Source organism: Streptomyces telluris (assembly GCF_024519335.1).
In the GTDB taxonomy this organism is placed as follows: domain Bacteria; phylum Actinomycetota; class Actinomycetes; order Streptomycetales; family Streptomycetaceae; genus Streptomyces; species Streptomyces telluris.
This window is the reverse complement of the sequence record NZ_JANIID010000006.1, coordinates 161049-178075: the sequence shown is the minus strand read 5'-3', so window position 1 is coordinate 178075 and position 17027 is coordinate 161049. Positions and strand designations below refer to the sequence as shown.

Genomic DNA, 17027 nt, shown 5'->3' with positions numbered 1-17027 from the left:
ACCGGTGAAAACCTGTGCCACGGTGACGACAGACGGCGGCGGCTGTGCCACAGTTCTGGGCGCTCCGCAGCCCGCTCCCCCACCGTCCCTGTCCGCTCTCCCGAAGGGACCTCCCGCGATGACCGTCGCACCCGAGCAGCTGCCGCACGCACCCGCGCCGGCGTCCGTCCGCGTCGAGGCGCTCCTGGGGCGCCGGTGGCACGCGTTGTGCGAGCTGGGCGATCTGCGGCCGGGGCGTGGCGTGGCGGTCCTGCTGCCGGACGGCCGGCAGGCCGCCGTCTTCCTCGACCGGGCCGGGCGGGCGTACGCGATCGGCAACCGGGACCCGTTCAGCGGCGCGTACGTCCTCGCGCGCGGGCCGCTGGGGTCGGCCGGCGGGCGGGCGTACGTCACCTCGCCGCCGGCCGGACGCCGGTTCGACCTGACGGACGGCAGGTGCCTGGACGACGCGGCGGTGTCGGTCCCCGCGTATACGGTCCGGCTGCGCTGAACGGGGGCGCCCCGCGCGCGGGCCACCGTAACGGGCGAATGCCCGTCCTGCGCGGCCGCGCCCTCGCCTAGGCTGGTTCCCACGAGGGCTACTGACGCGTATGGGCCGGGTGCGGACCGCAGAGGAGCGCAGCAGACGTGACGGGATGGAACGCGGGCGAGATCGCCGACCAGAGCGGCCGCACGGCGGTGGTCACCGGCGCCAACAGCGGCATCGGCTTCGTCACGGCCCGCGAGCTGGCGCGCCGCGGCGCGGCGGTGGTCCTGGCCTGCCGGGACGCCACGCGCGGCAAGGCGGCCGAGGAACGGGTGCGGGCGGCGGCGCCCGGCGCCGACGTGCGGTTCGCCCCGCTGGACCTCGCGGACCTCTCCTCCGTCCGGGCCTTCGCGGAGGGCCTGCCCGGCGACCGGCTGGACCTGCTGATCAACAACGCCGGGGTGATGGCGCTGCCGCAGCGCCGCACGGTCGACGGCTTCGAGATGCAGTTCGGCACGAACCATCTCGGCCATTTCGCGCTGACCGGGCTGCTGTTGCCGAGGCTGCGCGAGGCCGGGCACGGCGCGCGGGTCGTCACCGTCGCCAGCGGGCTGCACGTTCTGGGCACGGTCGACCCGCGCGACCTCAACATGGAGCACCGCTACCGCCGCTGGATCGCCTACGGCCGCTCCAAGAGCGCGAACCTGCTCTTCACGCACGAGCTCGCGCGGCGCCTGGTGGCGGAGGGTTCGCGGGTCGTCGCGGCGGCCGCGCACCCGGGGTACGCGGCGACCAACCTGCAGACGGCCGGGGTGCGGATGGAGGGCCGGGAGGTCGCCGAGCACGTCGTGCAGCTCGGCACCCGGCTCTTCGCGCAGAGCCCGGAGAACGGCGCCCTGCCCACGCTGTACGCGGCCACCGCGGCGGACGTCCGGCAGGACGACTACTTCGGCCCGCGCCTGGAGTTCCGCAGCGGCGGGGCGCCCACGCGGCGGGCGGTCCGGGCGCCCTGGACGCGGAACGACCGGGCGAGCGCGGGGCTTTGGGCGGCGTCGGAGCGGCTGACGGGCGTGACGTACGCCTGGCCGTGACCGGGGCCCCGTCCCGGCGGCGTCCTTGACCGGCGTCCCCTCAGTCACCGGGTGCGCCGGAGAGCTTGCAGCTGTCCAGCAGCCGCCGCGCGCCCTCGCCGTCGATCCGTTCCGCGAGTTCCGTCAGCGGCGCGGCGCCCTCCCGCAGCAGGCCGCTCTCGCGTGAGCGCCGGGCGCCCGCGTCCAGCCGGTGCCACAGCATCGGGTTGGCGACGAGCACCTGCGGGTCGAGTTCCACGCGGCCGCCCCCGGCGTCCCGCAGCACGAGGCGCGGCGTCATGCCGTCCGCGCGGCGCACCCGCGTCAGCAGGTCGGTGCGCACGCGCTTCTCGCCCAGCAGGCCGCGCACGGCGAGCCAGCCGTCGCCGGCGGTGACCCGGTGCGGCAGCAGCACGGCCACGAGGAGGGCCCCGAGCCCGGCCCAGCAGGCGGCGCGGGGCCCGTTGAGGCCGCCGCGGGCGAGGTCGGCGAGGACGAGGACGCCCGCGAGGGCCGTTCCGCAGTACCAGGCGGCCCGCGCCTCGCGCCGCCAGTTGCGGTCGTGGGCGAGGGCCCGGCCGCCCGGCGGGTGGGTCCGCGTCCGTCTCGCGTGCGCTTCGTGCCCGTGCCCGTAGCGGTGTCCGTGCCGCTGTCCGTGTCCGTGCCCGCCTGCCCGCACCCTTGAGGGCTGTCGCCGTCCCATGTTCGTGACGCTAGGCCCGGACCGGGGGCGCACCTCGCGCTGTTGACGCAGCGCTGACGCCGCTCGGGCCAACCCTTACGCCTCGCTGACGTAACCCCGCCCGGCCCGTCAAGAACGCGTGAAGATCCCTCCGGAACGCGCCAAGAGGCCGCCAAGACCGTGCGCGGGCGCGCGGGACCGGCTGCACGCTGGGCGTCCCACTCACGGAGGTACGAACAGAATGTCCCTGCTTGCCCACGGGAACCGGCGGTCGGGTGCGGCCGACGAGGAGCCGCCCGATACCGGCGCCGCACGGCCTTCCGCCGAGGACCGGCACCGGCTGACCGCCGCTCAGGGACTCGCGGCCCTGTCCCTGGACGCGATGGCGTCGGTGGCCTACGGCCCCGAGTCGATCGTCCTGGTGCTGGCCGCGGCGGGCGCGTACGGGCTGGGGTTCACGCTCCCGGTCACGCTCGCGATCGCCGCCCTGCTGGCGGTGCTCGTCGCCTCCTACCGGCAGGTCATCGCGGCGTTCCCGGACGGCGGCGGCTCGTACGCGGTCGCCAAGCGGCACCTGGGCCGGCGCACCGGCCTGGTGACCGCGGCCTCCCTGGTGCTGGACTACGTGCTGAACGTGGCGGTGTCGGTCACCGCCGGCGTCGCCGCCCTGACCTCCGCCTTCCCCTCCCTCTACGGCGACCGGCTGTGGATCTGCCTGGCCGTGCTGGCCCTGGTGACCGGGGTGAACCTGCGCGGCATCGTGGAGTCCGCGAAGTGGTTCATGGTGCCGACGGCCGTCTTCGTCGGCTCGATCCTGACGATGATCGTGGCCGGGCTGCTGCGGGACGCGCCCGCGAGCACCGAGGCCGCCGCCGGGCACGCCTCCGTCCTCACCGGCAACGCCACGGCCGTCGGCGCGCTGCTGCTCCTGAAGGCCTTCGCCGCGGGCTGTTCCGCCCTGACCGGCGTGGAGGCCGTGGCCAATGCCGTGCCGTCCTTCCGCGCCCCGGCGCAGCGGCGGGCCCAGCGCACGGAGGTCGCGCTCGGCGCCCTGCTGGGCGTCATGCTGATCGGCCTGTCGGTGCTGATCGGCCGCTTCCACCTGCAGCCGGCCGAGGGCGTCACCGTCCTCGCCCAGCTCGCCGACGCCTCGCTCGGCCACAACTGGGCCTTCTACATCGTGCAGTTCGCCACCGTCGTCCTGCTGGCGCTGGCCGCGAACACCTCCTTCGGCGGGCTGCCGGTCCTGATGGCGCTGCTGGCCCGGGACAACTACCTGCCGCACGTCTTCGGCCTCAAGGCCGACCGCCAGGTGCACCGGCACGGGGTGCTGGCCCTGGCCGCGGTCTCCGCGCTGCTGCTCGTCTTCTCCGGCGGCGACGTCAACACCCTCGTGCCGCTGTTCGCGATCGGGGTGTTCGTGGGCTTCACCATCTGCCAGGTGGGCATGGTGCGGCACTGGCGGCAGGAGCGCTCGGCCGGCTGGCCGGGCAAGGCCCTCCTCAACGGCTTCGGCGCGCTGCTGACGGGCGTCTCGGCGGTCGTGGTCACGGCCACGAAGTTCGAGGAGGGCGCCTGGCTGATCGTCCTGGCGCTGCCGCTGATCGTGCTGGTCTTCGAGACCGTCCACCGCGCGTACGGGCGGATCGGCGAGCGGCTGGGGCTGGGCCGGGTGCCCGAGGCGCCGCGCCGCTGCCACAGCGTGGTCGTCGTGCCCGTCTCCTCCCTCTCCCGGCTGACCAGCAAGGCCCTGACGGCCGCCGTGTCGCTGGGCGACGAGGTGGTCGCGGTGACCGCCGTCCAGCCCGACGCGGAGGGGGCGCGGGCCGCCGAGTCCCTGCGACGCGACTGGGAGCTGTGGAACCCCGGCGTCGACCTGGTCGAACTGCCCGCGCCCACGCGCGCCCTGGGCCGCCCGATCGTGGACTACGTCCACGAGCTCACCGCCCGGCACCCCGACAACCGCGTCACCGTCCTCATCCCCGAGGTCGAGCCCGCGCACGTGTGGCAGCGGCTCCTGCAGAACCAGCGCGGCGCCGTCGTCGCCCACGCGGTCCGCCGCGACACGGACGCGGTCATCTGCCGCCTCCGCTTCCGCACCGGCGCGGAACCGGCCCCGCGCAAGGCCTGAAAGGCCGGCACGCGGCGGTAATTCGCTCTGTCGTAATCCTCCCCCATCGTTGATCGTTGGTCCGTACGGTCCCGACCGCGAGGGGGAGAACCGACATGCCGATCAGCCGCAGACTGCTCTTGACCGGGGGTGCCGCGCTCGCACTGACCGGGTGCGGGTCCGACACCGGGCGGGGCGACAAGGGCTCGGGCAGACCCCGGCTCTCCCACTGGTACCACCAGTACGGAGAGGCCGGCACCCGGCAGGCCGTGGGACGGTACGCCGCCGGGTACGGCAAGGCGGACGTGCGGATCGAGTGGCGGCCCGGCAACTACGACCAGCAGACCGCCGCCGCCCTGCTGACGGACTCCGGGCCGGACGTCTTCGAGGTCGACGGCCCGACGCTGGACCAGATCCGCGGCGGGCAGGTCACCGACCTCACCGCCCTGCTGGACGGTGTGAAGGACGACTTCCACCCGGTGGTGCTCGCCCCCAAGACGTGGGACGGGCGGGTGTGGGGCATCCCGCAGGCGGTCGACACCCAGCTGCTCTACTACCGCCGCAGCCTGCTGGAGAAGGCCGGGGTGCGCCCGCCGCGGACCCTGGACGAGCTCGTCGACGCCGCCGGGCGGCTCACCTCCGGCCCGGTCAAGGGCCTCTTCCTGGGCAACGACGGCGGCGCGGGCGTCCTGGGCGGCACGCCCCTGTACGCGGCGGGCCTCTCTCTGGTCACCGCCGACGGCAGGCCCGGCTTCGACGACCCGGCAGCCGCCCGCACCCTCGGCAAGCTGCACCGGCTGTACGCCGCCAAGTCCCTGCTGCTGGGCGCGCCCGCCGACTGGTCCGACCCGGCGGCGCTGATCCAGGGCCTCACCGCCATGCAGTGGTCCGGGCTGTGGGCCCTGCCGCAGGTGAAGAAGGCGCTCGGCGACGACTTCGGCGTACTGCCCTTTCCCGCCGACGGGCCCGCGGGCAAGCCGGCCGTGCCCGTCGGCGCGTACGCCGCGGCGGTCAGCGCCCGCAGTGCGCGGCGGAAGGAAGCCGAGGCGTACGTGAAGTGGCTGTGGGTCGACCGCACCGACCACCAGGAGGACTTCGCGCTCTCCTACGGCTTCCACATCCCCGCCCGCAGATCGCTGGCCGCGAAGGCGGCGAAGCTCAAGGAGGGCGCAGCGGCGGAGATCGTAGGGTTCACCAACGATCACGGCTACGCGCAGCCGCTGCTGTGGACGGTCGCCGCGCGGACCGCCTACCAGGACGCGCTCAGCCGGATCATCAAGGAAGGAGCCGATCCGGAGCGCGAGCTGAAGGCGGTCGTGCGGCGCACGGCGGACGAACTGCGGCGCGCCGGGAAGAAGCCCTGACGTGGCGGCGACCCGCGGTGCGCGGCGCAGCCGGCGTCAGGCCCTGTGGTTCTGGGCGTTCACCGGCCCCTTCGTCCTCGGCCTCGTCCTCTTCACCTACGTGCCCCTGGCCTGGAGCGTCCGGCTCAGCTTCTTCGACGCGCACAACACCGTCTCCCCCACCGACTTCACGGGCCTGGACAACTACCGCGAGGTGCTCGGCGATCCGGCCTTCCGCTCCTCGCTCGGCACCTTCGTGCTGTTCACGGCGTTCATCGTGCCGGCCACGTACCTGCTGTCGCTGGGGCTCGCGCTGGCGGTGGGGCGGCTGCGCGCCGCGCAGGCCTTCTTCCGGTCGGTGTTCTTCCTGCCGACGGCCTGCAGCTACGTGGTGGCGGCGCTGGTGTGGAAGATGTCGGTCTTCAACGGGGTGCGGTTCGGACTGGCCAACACCGTCCTCGGCTGGTTCGGCGCCGAGCAGGTCGCGTGGCTGTCGACCACCGACCCGCCCTGGTACTGGCTGGTCCTGGTCACCGTCCGGCTGTGGCTGCAGGCCGGCTTCTACATGGTGCTCTTCCTCGCCGGGCTGCAGCGCATCCCGCCGCAGCTGTACGAGGCGGCGGCCGTCGACGGGGCGCGGCCGGGGTGGCAGACCTTCCGGCACATCACCTTCCCGGCGCTGCGGGCCACGTCCGTCGCGGTGGTGCTGCTGCTGGTCATCAACGCCTTCCAGGCGTTCGACGAGTTCTACAACCTGCTGTCGGACGCGCGCGGCTACCCGCCCTACGCCCGGCCGCCGCTGGTCTACCTCTACTACACGGCGCTCGGGCAGGGGCAGAACCTGGGGCTGGGCAGCGCGGGCGCCGTCGTCCTGGCGCTGGTGATCGCGGTGGTGTCGGTGGTGCAGGTGCGCTGGTTCGGCCTGGGCAGGAGGGAGGCGTGATGAGGCGGTCGGACGACGCCCTCGTACGGGCCGGGCGGGCGCTGCGGCTGATGCTGCTGATCGTGCTGGCCGCGCTCTTCCTCCTCCCCTTCTACCTGCTGGTGCGCAACGGGCTCGCCGCCGAGGAGGACATCACCTCGCCGGAGTGGACGTTCTTCCCGTCCGAGGTGCACTGGTCGAACGTGCGGGAGCTGTTCGTCGACCCGGACGTGCCGATGGCGCACGCGCTGCTGAACTCCTCGCTGATCGCCGTGGCCACCACGCTCGGCACGCTGCTCCTCGCCTCCCTCGCCGGCTACGGCCTGGCCCGCATCCCCTACCGGCACGCCGACGCCGTCCTCTACGCGGTCCTGGGCACGCTGCTGGTGCCGGCGGCGGTCACCTTCGTGCCGTCGTTCGTGCTGGTGTCGTCGCTGGGCTGGGTCTCCAGCCTGCGCGGCCTGATCGTGCCGACGCTCTTCAGCGCCTTCGCCTGCTTCGTCTTCCGCCAGTACTTCCTGGGCTTCCCGCGGGAACTGGAGGACGCGGCCCAGGTGGACGGCCTGGGCCCGTGGCGCACGTACTGGCTCGTCGTCGTGCCCAACTCCCGCCCGGTGTTCGCCGCGGTCGGCACGATCGTCTTCATCGGGGCGTGGAACTCGTTCCTGTGGCCGCTGGTGATCGGCCAGGACCGCGACGCCTGGACGGTCCAGGTGGCCCTGTCGACGTTCACCACGGCCCAATCCGTCAACCTCCACGAACTCTTCGCGGCAGCCGCGGTATCGGTACTCCCGCTCCTGGTCGTCTTCCTGGTGCTGCAGCGCTACATCGTCGCGGGGGTGGAACGTTCGGGGATCGACGACTGAGAGGGCGAGCCCGCCCCGCCCCCGGCTGGGGGTCCGGGGGTCATCCCCCGGGAGACTGCAGCATCGTGGCGGGGGTGGAACGCTCGGGGATCGACGACTGAGAGGGCCTGGGCGCCAGCTGCGTGGTCCTGTGGCCGCCGCGCAGGAGGGCCGCGCCCAGGGGGGTCAGGGTGTGCATCACGGCGCTGCCGTTGCGCAGGGTCAGGACGAGGCCCGCCTCGCGGAGCACGCCCGCGTGCTGGCTGGCCGAGGCCGCGGACACCCCGACGCGGCGGGCGAGTTCGCTCGTGGTGCAGCCGCCGCCGATGGAGCCGAGCACCGCCGAGCGGGTGTGCCCGACGAGCTTGCCGAGGGAGCGCGGCGCGGTCTGCACGGCGGGCGCGGACTCCGACATGTGCCGGGCGGGGTAGACGAGCACCGGGGTGAGGTCGGGGTCCTGGTAGGTGACGGGCGTGCGCCGGCAGAAGAAGGAGGGGACGAGCAGCAGGCCCCGACCGTTGAGGTGGACGTCGCGGTCGACGGGGTAGTCGGCCTCCAGGACGGGTGCGCGCCAGCGCATCATGGGCGGCAGTGAGGAGAGCAGCGCGTCGGCGCCGCCGTCCAGCAGGGCCCGGCCCCGCACGGCGCGGTCGGCCTCGATCTGGGCCTGGATGTGCTGCCAGTAGGGTGCTATCGCGGCCTCGTGGTACGCCTGGAGCGCCCCGGTGAGCTTGGCGAAGGCGCGATCGTCGCCCTCGGCCATGGATCGTATCCAAGCAGGGAGCGTGCGGGCCGTGGAGAGCCGGCCGAGCTCGCGGTGCACCCGCTCCCCCGGCGTCTCGCGCAGGGCCTGCATGCCGGAGTCGAGTCCGAGTACCCCTTCGGGGGGTGTGAGGAAGTCCGGAAAATACCCGCGGGAAGGCACCAGCGGAGCGAGAAGCCGAGTTTCACCATTCAACCGGGTCCGGGTTTCCGAGCGCCAATCCCCGAAGATCGACTCGCCTTGTTTGTCCCGGAGCCGGTGGAGGCTCAATACGGTTTCCCAGAGTGCGTCCGGGTCTCCGGCCAGGCGCAACCGGGCCAGATCGAGTCCAGTGAAATGGACGCGCAGCACCAAACCCCCACATGAGACATCCGCAACCACCCCCCGCTCACTGAGTATGCACACCGATACGAGCTGTTACCACGCCCTTTTGGCCACAGTTGAAAGGACTCGCGGCGAACGTGGGGGAAGCGAAATGCTATTCACGCACTCGGGGCCGCCCCCGCTCGTTCCCGTGGGGGGTGGCGAGCGAAAAAGCGGCCGCTGAGTATGCGAGTTGCCGCCCGAGCCGATGCGGGCGGCAACAACTCCCGGTGGGGGAGTAAAGAGGGGCGGCGCTCCCGCACGGGCGCCGCCCCTTCGCCCTGTCCGGCTCCGGCATGACCACAGGTCAGCCACAGGACGGGCACATCTCGGGCGCATGACCACCACAGGACGATCACCTGCCGGTAACCCCTGCGTCATGTGCCGGAGACACTGCCGGCGTGCCGCGCGCCCCATGGGCCCCGGGTGAGGGGCGGTTTTCCGCCACCGCCCTTCCGGCCGAGGGGGCTTGGTCCGTACCGACCGGTCAGTCCCGGCCCGTCCTCCGGGCCGCCCGTCCACCGTACGCAACCGCCGCCCAAGGGCGAAGGGGCGGCCCCCCGCACGGGTGCCGCCCCTTCAGGATCGGGAGCCGTCGCCGGGTTGAGGGTCGGGGTCGCCCCGGCGACGGCTCCGCCGCGCCGGCCCGGTTCGTGCCGGGCCGGTGCGGCCGCCGCATCAGCGGCTGTCGGAGCCCCCGGCGCCGAGCGCGGCGGCACGGCCGGCCTCCAGGCGCGCCACGGGGATGCGGAAGGGGGAGCAGGAGACGTAGTCCAGGCCCACCTCGTGGAAGAAGTGCACCGACTCGGGGTCGCCGCCGTGCTCGCCGCAGACGCCGAGCTTGAGGTCGGGGCGGGTGGCCCGGCCGGCCTCGGCGGCAGCGCGCACCAGCGAGCCGACGCCGTCCTTGTCGATGGTCTCGAAGGGGCTGACGCCGAAGATGCCCTTCTCCAGGTACGCGGTGAAGAAGCTCGCCTCGACGTCGTCGCGGGAGAAGCCCCACACGGTCTGGGTCAGGTCGTTGGTGCCGAAGGAGAAGAACTCGGCGGCCTCGGCGATCTGGCCGGCCGTGAGCGCGGCCCGCGGCAGCTCGATCATGGTGCCGAGGGTGAGCCCCAGGTCGGTGCCGGTGGCCTGCTCGACCTCGGCGATGACCCGCTCGGCCTCCTCGCGGACGATCTCCAGCTCCTGGACGGTGCCCACCAGCGGGATCATGATCTCGGCGCGCGGGTCGCCGCCGGCGGTGGCGCGCTCGGCCGCGGCCTCGGCGATGGCCCGCACCTGCATGGCGAACAGGCCCGGGATGACGAGGCCGAGGCGGACGCCGCGCAGACCGAGCATCGGGTTCTGCTCGTGGAGCTTGTGCACGGCCTGGAGCAGGCGCAGCTCGTTCTCGTGCGGCTCGCGGCGGGCCTCGGCGAGCGCGACCCGCACCGACAGCTCGGTGATGTCGGGGAGGAACTCGTGCAGCGGCGGGTCGAGCAGGCGGACCGTGACCGGCAGCCCGTCCATGGCCTCGAAGAGCTCGACGAAGTCGGCCTTCTGCAGCGGCAGCAGCGCCCCGAGGGCCTCGTCCCGCTCGGCTTCGGTGTCGGCGAGGATCAGGCGCTCGACCATCTCGCGGCGCTCGCCGAGGAACATGTGCTCGGTGCGGCACAGTCCGATGCCCTGGGCGCCGAAGCGGCGGGCGCGGGCGGCGTCCTCGGCGTTGTCGGCGTTGGCCCGGACCTGCAGACGACGGCCGCCGTCCGCGTAGGACATCATCCGGTGCACGGCCTGGACGAGCTCGTCCGCGTCGGCCGAGTCGGCCTGCATGCGGCCCTCGAAGTACTCGACGACCGGGGAGGGGACGACGGGCACCTCGCCGAGGTAGACCTTGCCGGTCGAGCCGTCGATGGAGACGACCTCGCCCTCCTCGATGACGACCCCGCCGGGGGCGGTCATGCGCCGGCGCTTGGTGTCGACCTCCAGCTCCTCGGCGCCGCAGACACAGGTCTTGCCCATGCCGCGGGCGACGACGGCCGCGTGCGAGGTCTTGCCGCCGCGCGAGGTGAGGATGCCCTCGGAGGCGATCATGCCGTCGAGGTCGTCGGGGTTGGTCTCGCGGCGGATGAGGATGACCTTCTCGCCCGAGCGCGACCACTTCACGGCGGTGTAGGAGTCGAAGACGGCCTTGCCGACGGCGGCGCCGGGCGAGGCGGCGATGCCGCGGCCCAGGAGCTCGGTTTTCGCCTTGTCGTCGAACCGGGGGAACATCAGCTGCGCCAGCTGCCCGCCGGTGACGCGCTGCAGCGCCTCGGCCTCGTCGATCAGGCCCTGGTCCACCAGCTGCGTGGCGATGCGGAAGGCCGCGCCCGCGGTGCGCTTGCCGACGCGGGTCTGCAGCATCCACAGCTTGCCGCGCTCGATGGTGAACTCGATGTCGCACAGGTCCTTGTAGTGCGTCTCGAGCGTCTCCATGATCTGCATCAGCTGGTCGTAGGACGCCTTGTCGATGCGCTCCAGGTCGGCGAGCGGCACGGTGTTGCGGATGCCCGCGACGACGTCCTCGCCCTGGGCGTTCTGCAGGTAGTCGCCGTAGACGCCCTGGTGGCCGCTGGCGGGGTCGCGGGTGAAGGCGACGCCGGTGCCGGAGTCGGGGCCGAGGTTGCCGAAGACCATGGAGCAGACGTTGACGGCGGTGCCGAGGTCGCCGGGGATGCGCTCCTGGCGGCGGTAGAGCTTGGCGCGGTCGCCGTTCCACGAGTCGAAGACCGCCCGGACGGCGAGGTCCATCTGCTCGCGCGGCTCCTGCGGGAAGTCCCGGCCGGTCTCCTTGGCGACGATGCCCTTGAACTCCTCGACCAGGCGCTTCAGGTCGGCGGCGTCGAGCTCGACGTCGGTGGTGACGCCCTTGGCGCGCTTGGCCTCCTCCAGGGCCTCCTCGAAGAGTTCGCCGTCGACGCCGAGGACGGTCTTGCCGAACATCTGGATGAGGCGGCGGTAGGAGTCCCACGCGAAGCGCTCGCTCCCGGCCTGGGCGGCGAGCCCGGCCACGGAGGCGTCGGAGAGCCCGATGTTGAGGACGGTGTCCATCATGCCGGGCATGGAGAACTTGGCGCCCGAACGGACCGAGACCAGCAGCGGGTCGTCCGCCTGCCCCAGCTTCTTGCCCATCTGCTTCTCGAGGGCGTCGAGGTGGGCGGAGACCTCGTCGCGCAGGGCGACGGGCTCGGTGCCGCTCTCGAGGTAGACCTTGCAGGCTTCGGTGGTGATGGTGAAGCCGGGGGGTACGGGCAGGCCGAGGTTGGTCATCTCGGCGAGGTTGGCGCCCTTCCCGCCGAGCAGGTCCTTCAGGTCCTTGTTGCCCTCGGTGAAGTCGTAGACGAACTTCTGCTGACTGGTGGTTTCCGGCACGGGACTCGACTCCTCACTGGGGTCCCCCCGTACACAGTTGGGGGAAGGCGTGCTCAAACGTGCTGACGGCGGGGAGCGTACCCAGATCGAAGGCTTATGAGGAGGTCCACCCCCCGGCCATATGGGCGTAACCGCCTGTCAGCCAGCAGATCGAAAGTCACGCCCCGGTAAAGGGCCCGAGAGCCGATCGTTCGACTTCTGAAGACAGAATGACAAAAAGAAGTCGACAGATCACGGAGGGTCGATAAACGGCGAGGTGGGCCGTCGACTTATGAAAGCAAGAGGGGTGGCACGCAGTGCCACCCCTCAAGAGATGCACCCCTACATCAGACGCTCATCTGAGCGGGACCCTGATCAGGGGTGGCGAGAATCACGCCTCCTCAGCCGCCGGATGTGTCGAGTTCGGCGTCCGCGCTGACGGCCGCGCAGTCGTACGGGTCGTCCAGCCAGCCGTCCGGGAGCACCACGCGGTTACGGCCGGACGTGCGGCCGCGGGGGCCGTCGGCGCCGACCGGCCAGGGCTGGTCCAGATCCAGCTCGCTCAGATGAGCGTCCAGCTCGTCCAGGGACGAGGTGATCGCCAGCTTCTTGCGCATGTCCGAGCCGATGGAGAAGCCCTTGGTGTACCAGGCCACGTGCTTGCGGAAGTCGATGACGCCGCGCTCCTCGCTCTCCAGCCACTCGCCGAGGAGCGTCGCGTGGCGCAGCATCACGCGGGCCACCTCGCGCAGGGTGGGCGCGGTGAAGGCGCCGCCGCCCTCGAAGGCCGTGACCAGGTCGCCGAAGAGCCACGGGCGCCCGAGGCAGCCGCGGCCGACGACGACGCCGTCGCAACCGGTCTCGCGCATCATCCGCACGGCGTCGTCCGCCGACCAGATGTCGCCGTTGCCGAGCACGGGGATCTCCGGCACGGCCTCCTTCAGGCGGGCTATGGCCTCCCAGTCGGCGGTGCCGCCGTAGTGCTGGGCGGCCGTGCGGCCGTGCAGGGCGACGGCGGTGACGCCCTCCTCGACGGCGATCCGGCCGGCGTCGAGGAAGGTGATGTGGTCGTCGTCGATGCCCTTGCGCATCTTGATCGTCACCGGGAGGCTGCCGGCGTTGCCGACGGCCTCGCGCAGGATCGAGCGCAGCAGGTTGCGCTTGTAGGGCAGGGCCGAGCCGCCGCCCTTGCGGGTGACCTTGGGGACCGGGCAGCCGAAGTTGAGGTCGATGTGGTCGGCCAGGTCCTCGTCCACGATCATGCGGACGGCCTTGCCGACGGTGACCGGGTCGACGCCGTAGAGCTGGATCGAGCGGGGCTTCTCGGTGCCGTCGAAGTGGATCAGCCGCATGGTCTTGGCGTCGCGCTCGACCAGGGCGCGGGTGGTGATCATCTCGCTGACGAACAGCCCCTTGCCGCCGGAGAACTCGCGGCACAGCGTGCGGAAGGGCGCGTTGGTGATGCCCGCCATGGGGGCGAGGACCACCGGCGGCCACACGGTGTGCGGGCCGATCTGGAGCGGCGTGGCGGCGTCATTCGTCATGGGCCCATTGTCGCGTACCGCGGCCGGGAGTTTAGTTGTACTCTTAAAATCATTGGAGATGTACAACTATCTGTTGTGCGCCCGCTCCCCAGGGGGTCCCCGTGCCTGAGCTCTCCCGGCGCCGCCGGCTTCTGGTCCTCGCCATCTGCTGTACGAGCCTGCTGATGGTGAGCCTCGACAACACGATCCTCAACGTGGCGCTGCCCTCCATGCAGCGGGAGCTCGACGCCTCCGTCTCCGGGCTGCAGTGGACGATCGACGCCTACACCCTCGTCCTCGCCTCGCTGCTGATGCTCGCCGGCTCGACCGCCGACCGGCTCGGCCGCAGGCGCGTCTTCCAGGCCGGGCTGGTCCTCTTCACCGCCGGCTCCGTGCTGTGCAGCCTGGCGCCCGGGCTCGGCTGGCTGATCGTCTTCCGCATGGTGCAGGCCGTGGGCGGCTCCATGCTCAACCCCGTCGCCATGTCGATCATCACCAACACGTTCACCGACCCCCGGGAGCGGGCCCGCGCCATAGGCGTGTGGGGCGGCGTCGTCGGCATCAGCATGGCCGCCGGGCCGATCATCGGCGGCGCGCTCGTCGAGACGACCGGCTGGCGGGCCATCTTCTGGATCAACCTGCCGGTCGGGCTCGCCGCGCTCGCCATGACCGCGCGGTACGTGCCCGAGTCCCGCGCCGCCACCGCCCGCCGGGCCGACCCCGTCGGCCAGCTGCTGGTGATCGCGCTGCTCGGCTCGCTCACGTACGGGATCATCGAGGGCGCCGCCGCGGGGTGGGGCTCGCCCCTCATCCTCGGCTGCTTCGCCGTCGCCGCCGCCTCCCTGGCCGTGCTCGTCCCCTACGAGCGGCGCCGCGCGGAACCCCTGATCGAACCGCGGCTCTTCCGCAGCGCGCCCTTCAGCGGCGCCACCGTCACCGCGGTGTCCGCCTTCGCCGCGCTCGGCGGCTTCCTCTTCCTCAACACCCTGCACCTGCAGAACGAGCGCGGCCTCTCCGCCCTCGGCGCCGGCCTCTACATGCTGCCCATGGCCGTCATGTGCCTGGTCTTCGCACCGCTGTCCGGCCGGCTGGTCGGGACCCGCGGGCCGCGGCTGCCGCTGCTGCTCGCCGGAGTGGCCATGACGGCGAGCGGCCTGCTCTTCGCCGCCTTCGACGCGGGCTCCTCCGACGCCCTGCTCCTCACCGCCTACGTCCTCTTCGGCATCGGCTTCGGCCTGGTCAACGCGCCCATCACCAACACCGCCGTCTCCGGCCTGCCGCGCGCCCGGGCCGGGGTCGCCGCCGCCGTCGCCTCCACCAGCCGGCAGGTCGGCAGCTCGCTCGGCGTCGCCGTGATCGGCGCGGCCGTCGCCGCGGGGCTGCAGGAGACCGGCTGGTGGATCGTCTCCGGCTGCGGTGCGGCCGTCCTCCTGGTCGGTACGATCACCACCGGCCGCTGGGCCGCCCGGACCGCCGAGCGCGCCGCGGCCCGCCCCGACCCCCACGCCGAGCGGAACAGGATCCCGGTGACGACACCATGACCGCGCACGACACACACGACGAGACCGCGCAGCGCGCCTGGGGGCAACTGCGGGAGATCGTCCTCGGCGGCAACGAGCGCCGCAAGGAGGTCGTCGAGGCGCTCGGCATGAGCTTCTTCCGCATCAAGGCCCTGCGGCGCATCGCCCGGGGCCCGCTCACGCTCCGCGAACTGGCCGAACAGCTGCTCACCGACCGGCCCTACACCACGCTCGTGGTGGACGACCTCGCCGGGCGCGGCCTGGTGGAACGCACCGCGAACCCGGCCGACCGCCGCTCGAAGATCGTCTCGGCCACTCCGGCGGGCCACGAGGCGGCGGCCCGGGCCGAAGCCATCCTGGGCACCCCGCCCCCGGCCCTCCTGGCCCTCCCCCCGGAAGACCTCGCGGCCCTGGCCCGCATCACGGCCCGCCTGACGGGAACCCCGGAACGGAACGCTTCGGGGTAAGGCCGAGGGCCAGTAGGCACTGCCGGACACCACGGCGGCGGAACGGAAAGCCGCCGGCACCCGAATCCGCCGCAACGGCGAGAAACCCCGACGACGCGTTCCGGCGGTGCCGAACCAGCCGCACACACCGGGCCGAAGGCCGACCCGGCACCGCCGGACACCGCCACAGTGGTTGACCACCGCCGCGGCGGAAAGAACCCTGCCCGTGCCGGCAGGACCCGGACGACGGCGCCCCCGCACCCCGGCCACGGGGATCGCTGCCGCGGCAGCGACAAAATGTCCGCCGCGACGGCGAGACGCCCGACGACGCTTCCCGGCGGTGCCGAACCAGCCGCACACGCCGGGCCGAAGGCCGACCCGGCGCCGCCGGACACCACCGCAGTGATCGCCACCGCGGCGGAAAGAACCCTGCCGGTGACGGCAGGACCGGACGGCGACGTCCCGGCACCGCCGGGCTCCACCGCGGGGGTCACTCGCCGCGGCAGCGGCAAAAGGTCCGCCGCAACGGCGAGGTGCCCGACGGCGCGTTCCGGCGGTGCCGAACCAGCCGTACGCGCCGGGCCGAAGGCCGACCCGGCCCGCGGCCGTGCGCCCCGTACCCGTGCCTCAGGGCGTGCCGCCGCGTGTGAGGGCGGTCAGGCGTTCGTGGGTCGTGGCGTCCGCGGGAGTGAACGTCACGAGGCGGCCGCCCGGGTGGGGGCCCGTCCAGAGGCTGGTGTGGTTCAGGTGGAGTTCGCCCGTGCGGGCGTGCCACAGGGTGCGGACGCGGTAGGCCGTGACGGGGGCGACCTCGTGGCGGGCCCACAGCGCCCGGAACTCCGGTGACGCCCGCAGCAGCTTCGCCAGCAGGTGCTTCCACGCCGGATCGGCGAGGTGCTCGGCCATGGCCGCGCGGAACTTCGCCGCCATGGCCCGGATCGTCTCCTCCCGGTCGACGAACGTGGCCCGCACCTCGGCGTTGGTGAAGGCCAGCCACATGCAGTTGCGCTCCTCGTGCGGCAGCTTGTCGAGGTCGCACATGAGGGCGCTGTAGGTGCGGTTGTAGGCGAGGATGTCGTAGCGCGAGTTCTGGATGCAGGCGGGGAACGGCTCCAGCCGGTCCAGCATCATCCGCAGGTCCGCGGAGACCCCGGGGCAGTCGGTCTCCGGCAGCGGGTCGACCGCGTTGGCGAGGGCGAAGAGGTGGCTGCGCTCGCTGCGGTCGAGCCGGAGGGCGCGGGCGACGGCGTCGAGGACCTGCGGCGAGACCTTGATGTCGCGGGCCTGTTCCAGCCACGTGTACCAGGTGACGCCGACGGCGGCGAGGTGGGCGACCTCCTCCCGGCGCAGCCCGGGCGTGCGCCGCCGGGGCCCGCGCGGCAGCCCGGCCTGTTCGGGGGAGACGCGCTCGCGGCGGCTGCGCAGGAAGGCGGCGAGCTCCCCGCGGCGCACGTCGTCGGCGGTGGGCGGAGGCGGGGAAGCGGGCGCGGGCGCGGGTGCGTCGACGGGCCGGGGCTCCTGCAGCATCGTGGTCATGTCTCCAGCGTGCGCGAGGCCGGCGGCCCGTTCCAGGTAGTACGGGTACCAGGATAAGAAGGC

The 17027-nt window shown here is 72.9% G+C and carries 13 protein-coding genes; 8 read left to right on the top strand and 5 right to left on the bottom strand.

The features are described from left to right. The first annotated feature begins 118 nt into the window (after positions 1 to 118). Complete coding sequence (locus NQU55_RS09440; protein WP_256790237.1) at positions 119 to 490, top strand: nitrite reductase small subunit NirD; 372 nt, start codon at positions 119 to 121, stop codon at positions 488 to 490. A gap of 137 nt (positions 491 to 627) precedes the next feature. Then, the gene (locus NQU55_RS09435) at positions 628 to 1557 is read left to right on the top strand and encodes an oxidoreductase (protein WP_168096066.1); all 930 of its coding nucleotides are present in this window, start codon (positions 628 to 630) and stop codon (positions 1555 to 1557) included. Between the two features lie 40 nt (positions 1558 to 1597). Here NQU55_RS09435 and NQU55_RS09430 read toward each other — a convergent pair whose 3' ends face one another. Beyond that, positions 1598 to 2239 carry a hypothetical protein gene (locus tag NQU55_RS09430; protein WP_240976941.1) on the bottom strand — a complete coding sequence of 214 codons (642 nt, stop codon included), beginning with the start codon at positions 2237 to 2239 and terminating at the stop codon, positions 1598 to 1600. A gap of 220 nt (positions 2240 to 2459) precedes the next feature. Here NQU55_RS09430 and NQU55_RS09425 point away from each other — a divergent pair, with 220 nt between their 5' ends. The 4 genes from NQU55_RS09425 (at position 2460) to NQU55_RS09410 (ending at position 7459) form a co-directional block, all read left to right on the top strand. Beyond that, positions 2460 to 4349, top strand: coding sequence for an APC family permease (locus tag NQU55_RS09425; protein WP_168096065.1), 1890 nt, complete (start codon positions 2460 to 2462; stop codon positions 4347 to 4349). A 95-nt stretch (positions 4350 to 4444) separates the two neighbouring features. Beyond that, on the top strand, positions 4445 to 5692 hold the full coding sequence (locus NQU55_RS09420) for an ABC transporter substrate-binding protein (RefSeq protein WP_256790236.1): 1248 nt from the start codon (positions 4445 to 4447) through the stop codon (positions 5690 to 5692). Between the two features lies 1 nt (position 5693). Then, positions 5694 to 6614, top strand: coding sequence for a carbohydrate ABC transporter permease (locus NQU55_RS09415; protein ID WP_168096885.1), 921 nt, complete (start codon positions 5694 to 5696; stop codon positions 6612 to 6614). Then, entirely contained in the window at positions 6614 to 7459 is an 846-nt protein-coding gene (locus tag NQU55_RS09410; RefSeq protein ID WP_256790235.1) for a carbohydrate ABC transporter permease, read from the top strand. Before NQU55_RS09415 ends, NQU55_RS09410 begins: the two co-directional genes overlap by 1 nt. Positions 7460 to 7499: 40 nt before the next feature. Here the strand turns inward: NQU55_RS09410 and NQU55_RS09405 are convergent, their stop codons facing one another. The 3 genes from NQU55_RS09405 to dusB form a co-directional block, all read right to left on the bottom strand. Then, entirely contained in the window at positions 7500 to 8552 is a 1053-nt protein-coding gene (locus NQU55_RS09405; protein WP_168096588.1) for an ArsR/SmtB family transcription factor, read from the bottom strand. Between the two features lie 690 nt (positions 8553 to 9242). Further along, positions 9243 to 11960: a pyruvate, phosphate dikinase gene (gene ppdK / locus NQU55_RS09400; RefSeq protein ID WP_256790234.1), complete on the bottom strand. Its 2718-nt coding sequence runs from the start codon at positions 11958 to 11960 to the stop codon at positions 9243 to 9245. Positions 11961 to 12340: 380 nt separating this feature from the next. Then, positions 12341 to 13483 (bottom strand): tRNA dihydrouridine synthase DusB, encoded by a 1143-nt coding sequence (gene dusB, locus NQU55_RS09395; RefSeq protein WP_168095035.1) that lies wholly within the window; start codon positions 13481 to 13483, stop codon positions 12341 to 12343. Positions 13484 to 13584: 101 nt separating this feature from the next. Between dusB and NQU55_RS09390 the strand changes: the two genes are divergently transcribed. Together NQU55_RS09390 and NQU55_RS09385 are read left to right on the top strand one after the other, a co-directional pair. Further along, positions 13585 to 15003 carry an MFS transporter gene (locus NQU55_RS09390; RefSeq protein ID WP_168095034.1) on the top strand — a complete coding sequence of 473 codons (1419 nt, stop codon included), beginning with the start codon at positions 13585 to 13587 and terminating at the stop codon, positions 15001 to 15003. Continuing rightward, the gene (locus NQU55_RS09385) at positions 15000 to 15449 is read left to right on the top strand and encodes a MarR family winged helix-turn-helix transcriptional regulator (RefSeq protein WP_168095033.1); all 450 of its coding nucleotides are present in this window, start codon (positions 15000 to 15002) and stop codon (positions 15447 to 15449) included. Before NQU55_RS09390 ends, NQU55_RS09385 begins: the two co-directional genes overlap by 4 nt. A gap of 606 nt (positions 15450 to 16055) precedes the next feature. On the opposite strand, the gene NQU55_RS09380 is transcribed toward NQU55_RS09385, so the two are convergent. Further along, positions 16056 to 16964 (bottom strand): helix-turn-helix transcriptional regulator, encoded by a 909-nt coding sequence (locus NQU55_RS09380; RefSeq protein ID WP_168095032.1) that lies wholly within the window; start codon positions 16962 to 16964, stop codon positions 16056 to 16058. Positions 16965 to 17027: the final 63 nt, after the last annotated feature.

Bases quoted from the DNA above. Each gene is read 5' to 3' on its own strand.
- NQU55_RS09440 (WP_256790237.1), top strand. From the start codon at position 119: ATGACCGTCGCACCCGAGCAGCTGCCGCACGCACCCGCGCCGGCGTCC.
- NQU55_RS09430 (WP_240976941.1), bottom strand. From the start codon at position 2,239: ATGGGACGGCGACAGCCCTCAAGGGTGCGGGCAGGCGGGCACGGACAC.
- NQU55_RS09425 (WP_168096065.1), top strand. From the start codon at position 2,460: ATGTCCCTGCTTGCCCACGGGAACCGGCGGTCGGGTGCGGCCGACGAG.
- NQU55_RS09420 (WP_256790236.1), top strand. From the start codon at position 4,445: ATGCCGATCAGCCGCAGACTGCTCTTGACCGGGGGTGCCGCGCTCGCA.
- NQU55_RS09410 (WP_256790235.1), top strand. From the start codon at position 6,614: ATGAGGCGGTCGGACGACGCCCTCGTACGGGCCGGGCGGGCGCTGCGG.
- dusB (WP_168095035.1), bottom strand. From the start codon at position 13,483: ATGACGAATGACGCCGCCACGCCGCTCCAGATCGGCCCGCACACCGTG.
- NQU55_RS09385 (WP_168095033.1), top strand. From the start codon at position 15,000: ATGACCGCGCACGACACACACGACGAGACCGCGCAGCGCGCCTGGGGG.
- NQU55_RS09380 (WP_168095032.1), bottom strand. From the start codon at position 16,964: ATGACCACGATGCTGCAGGAGCCCCGGCCCGTCGACGCACCCGCGCCC.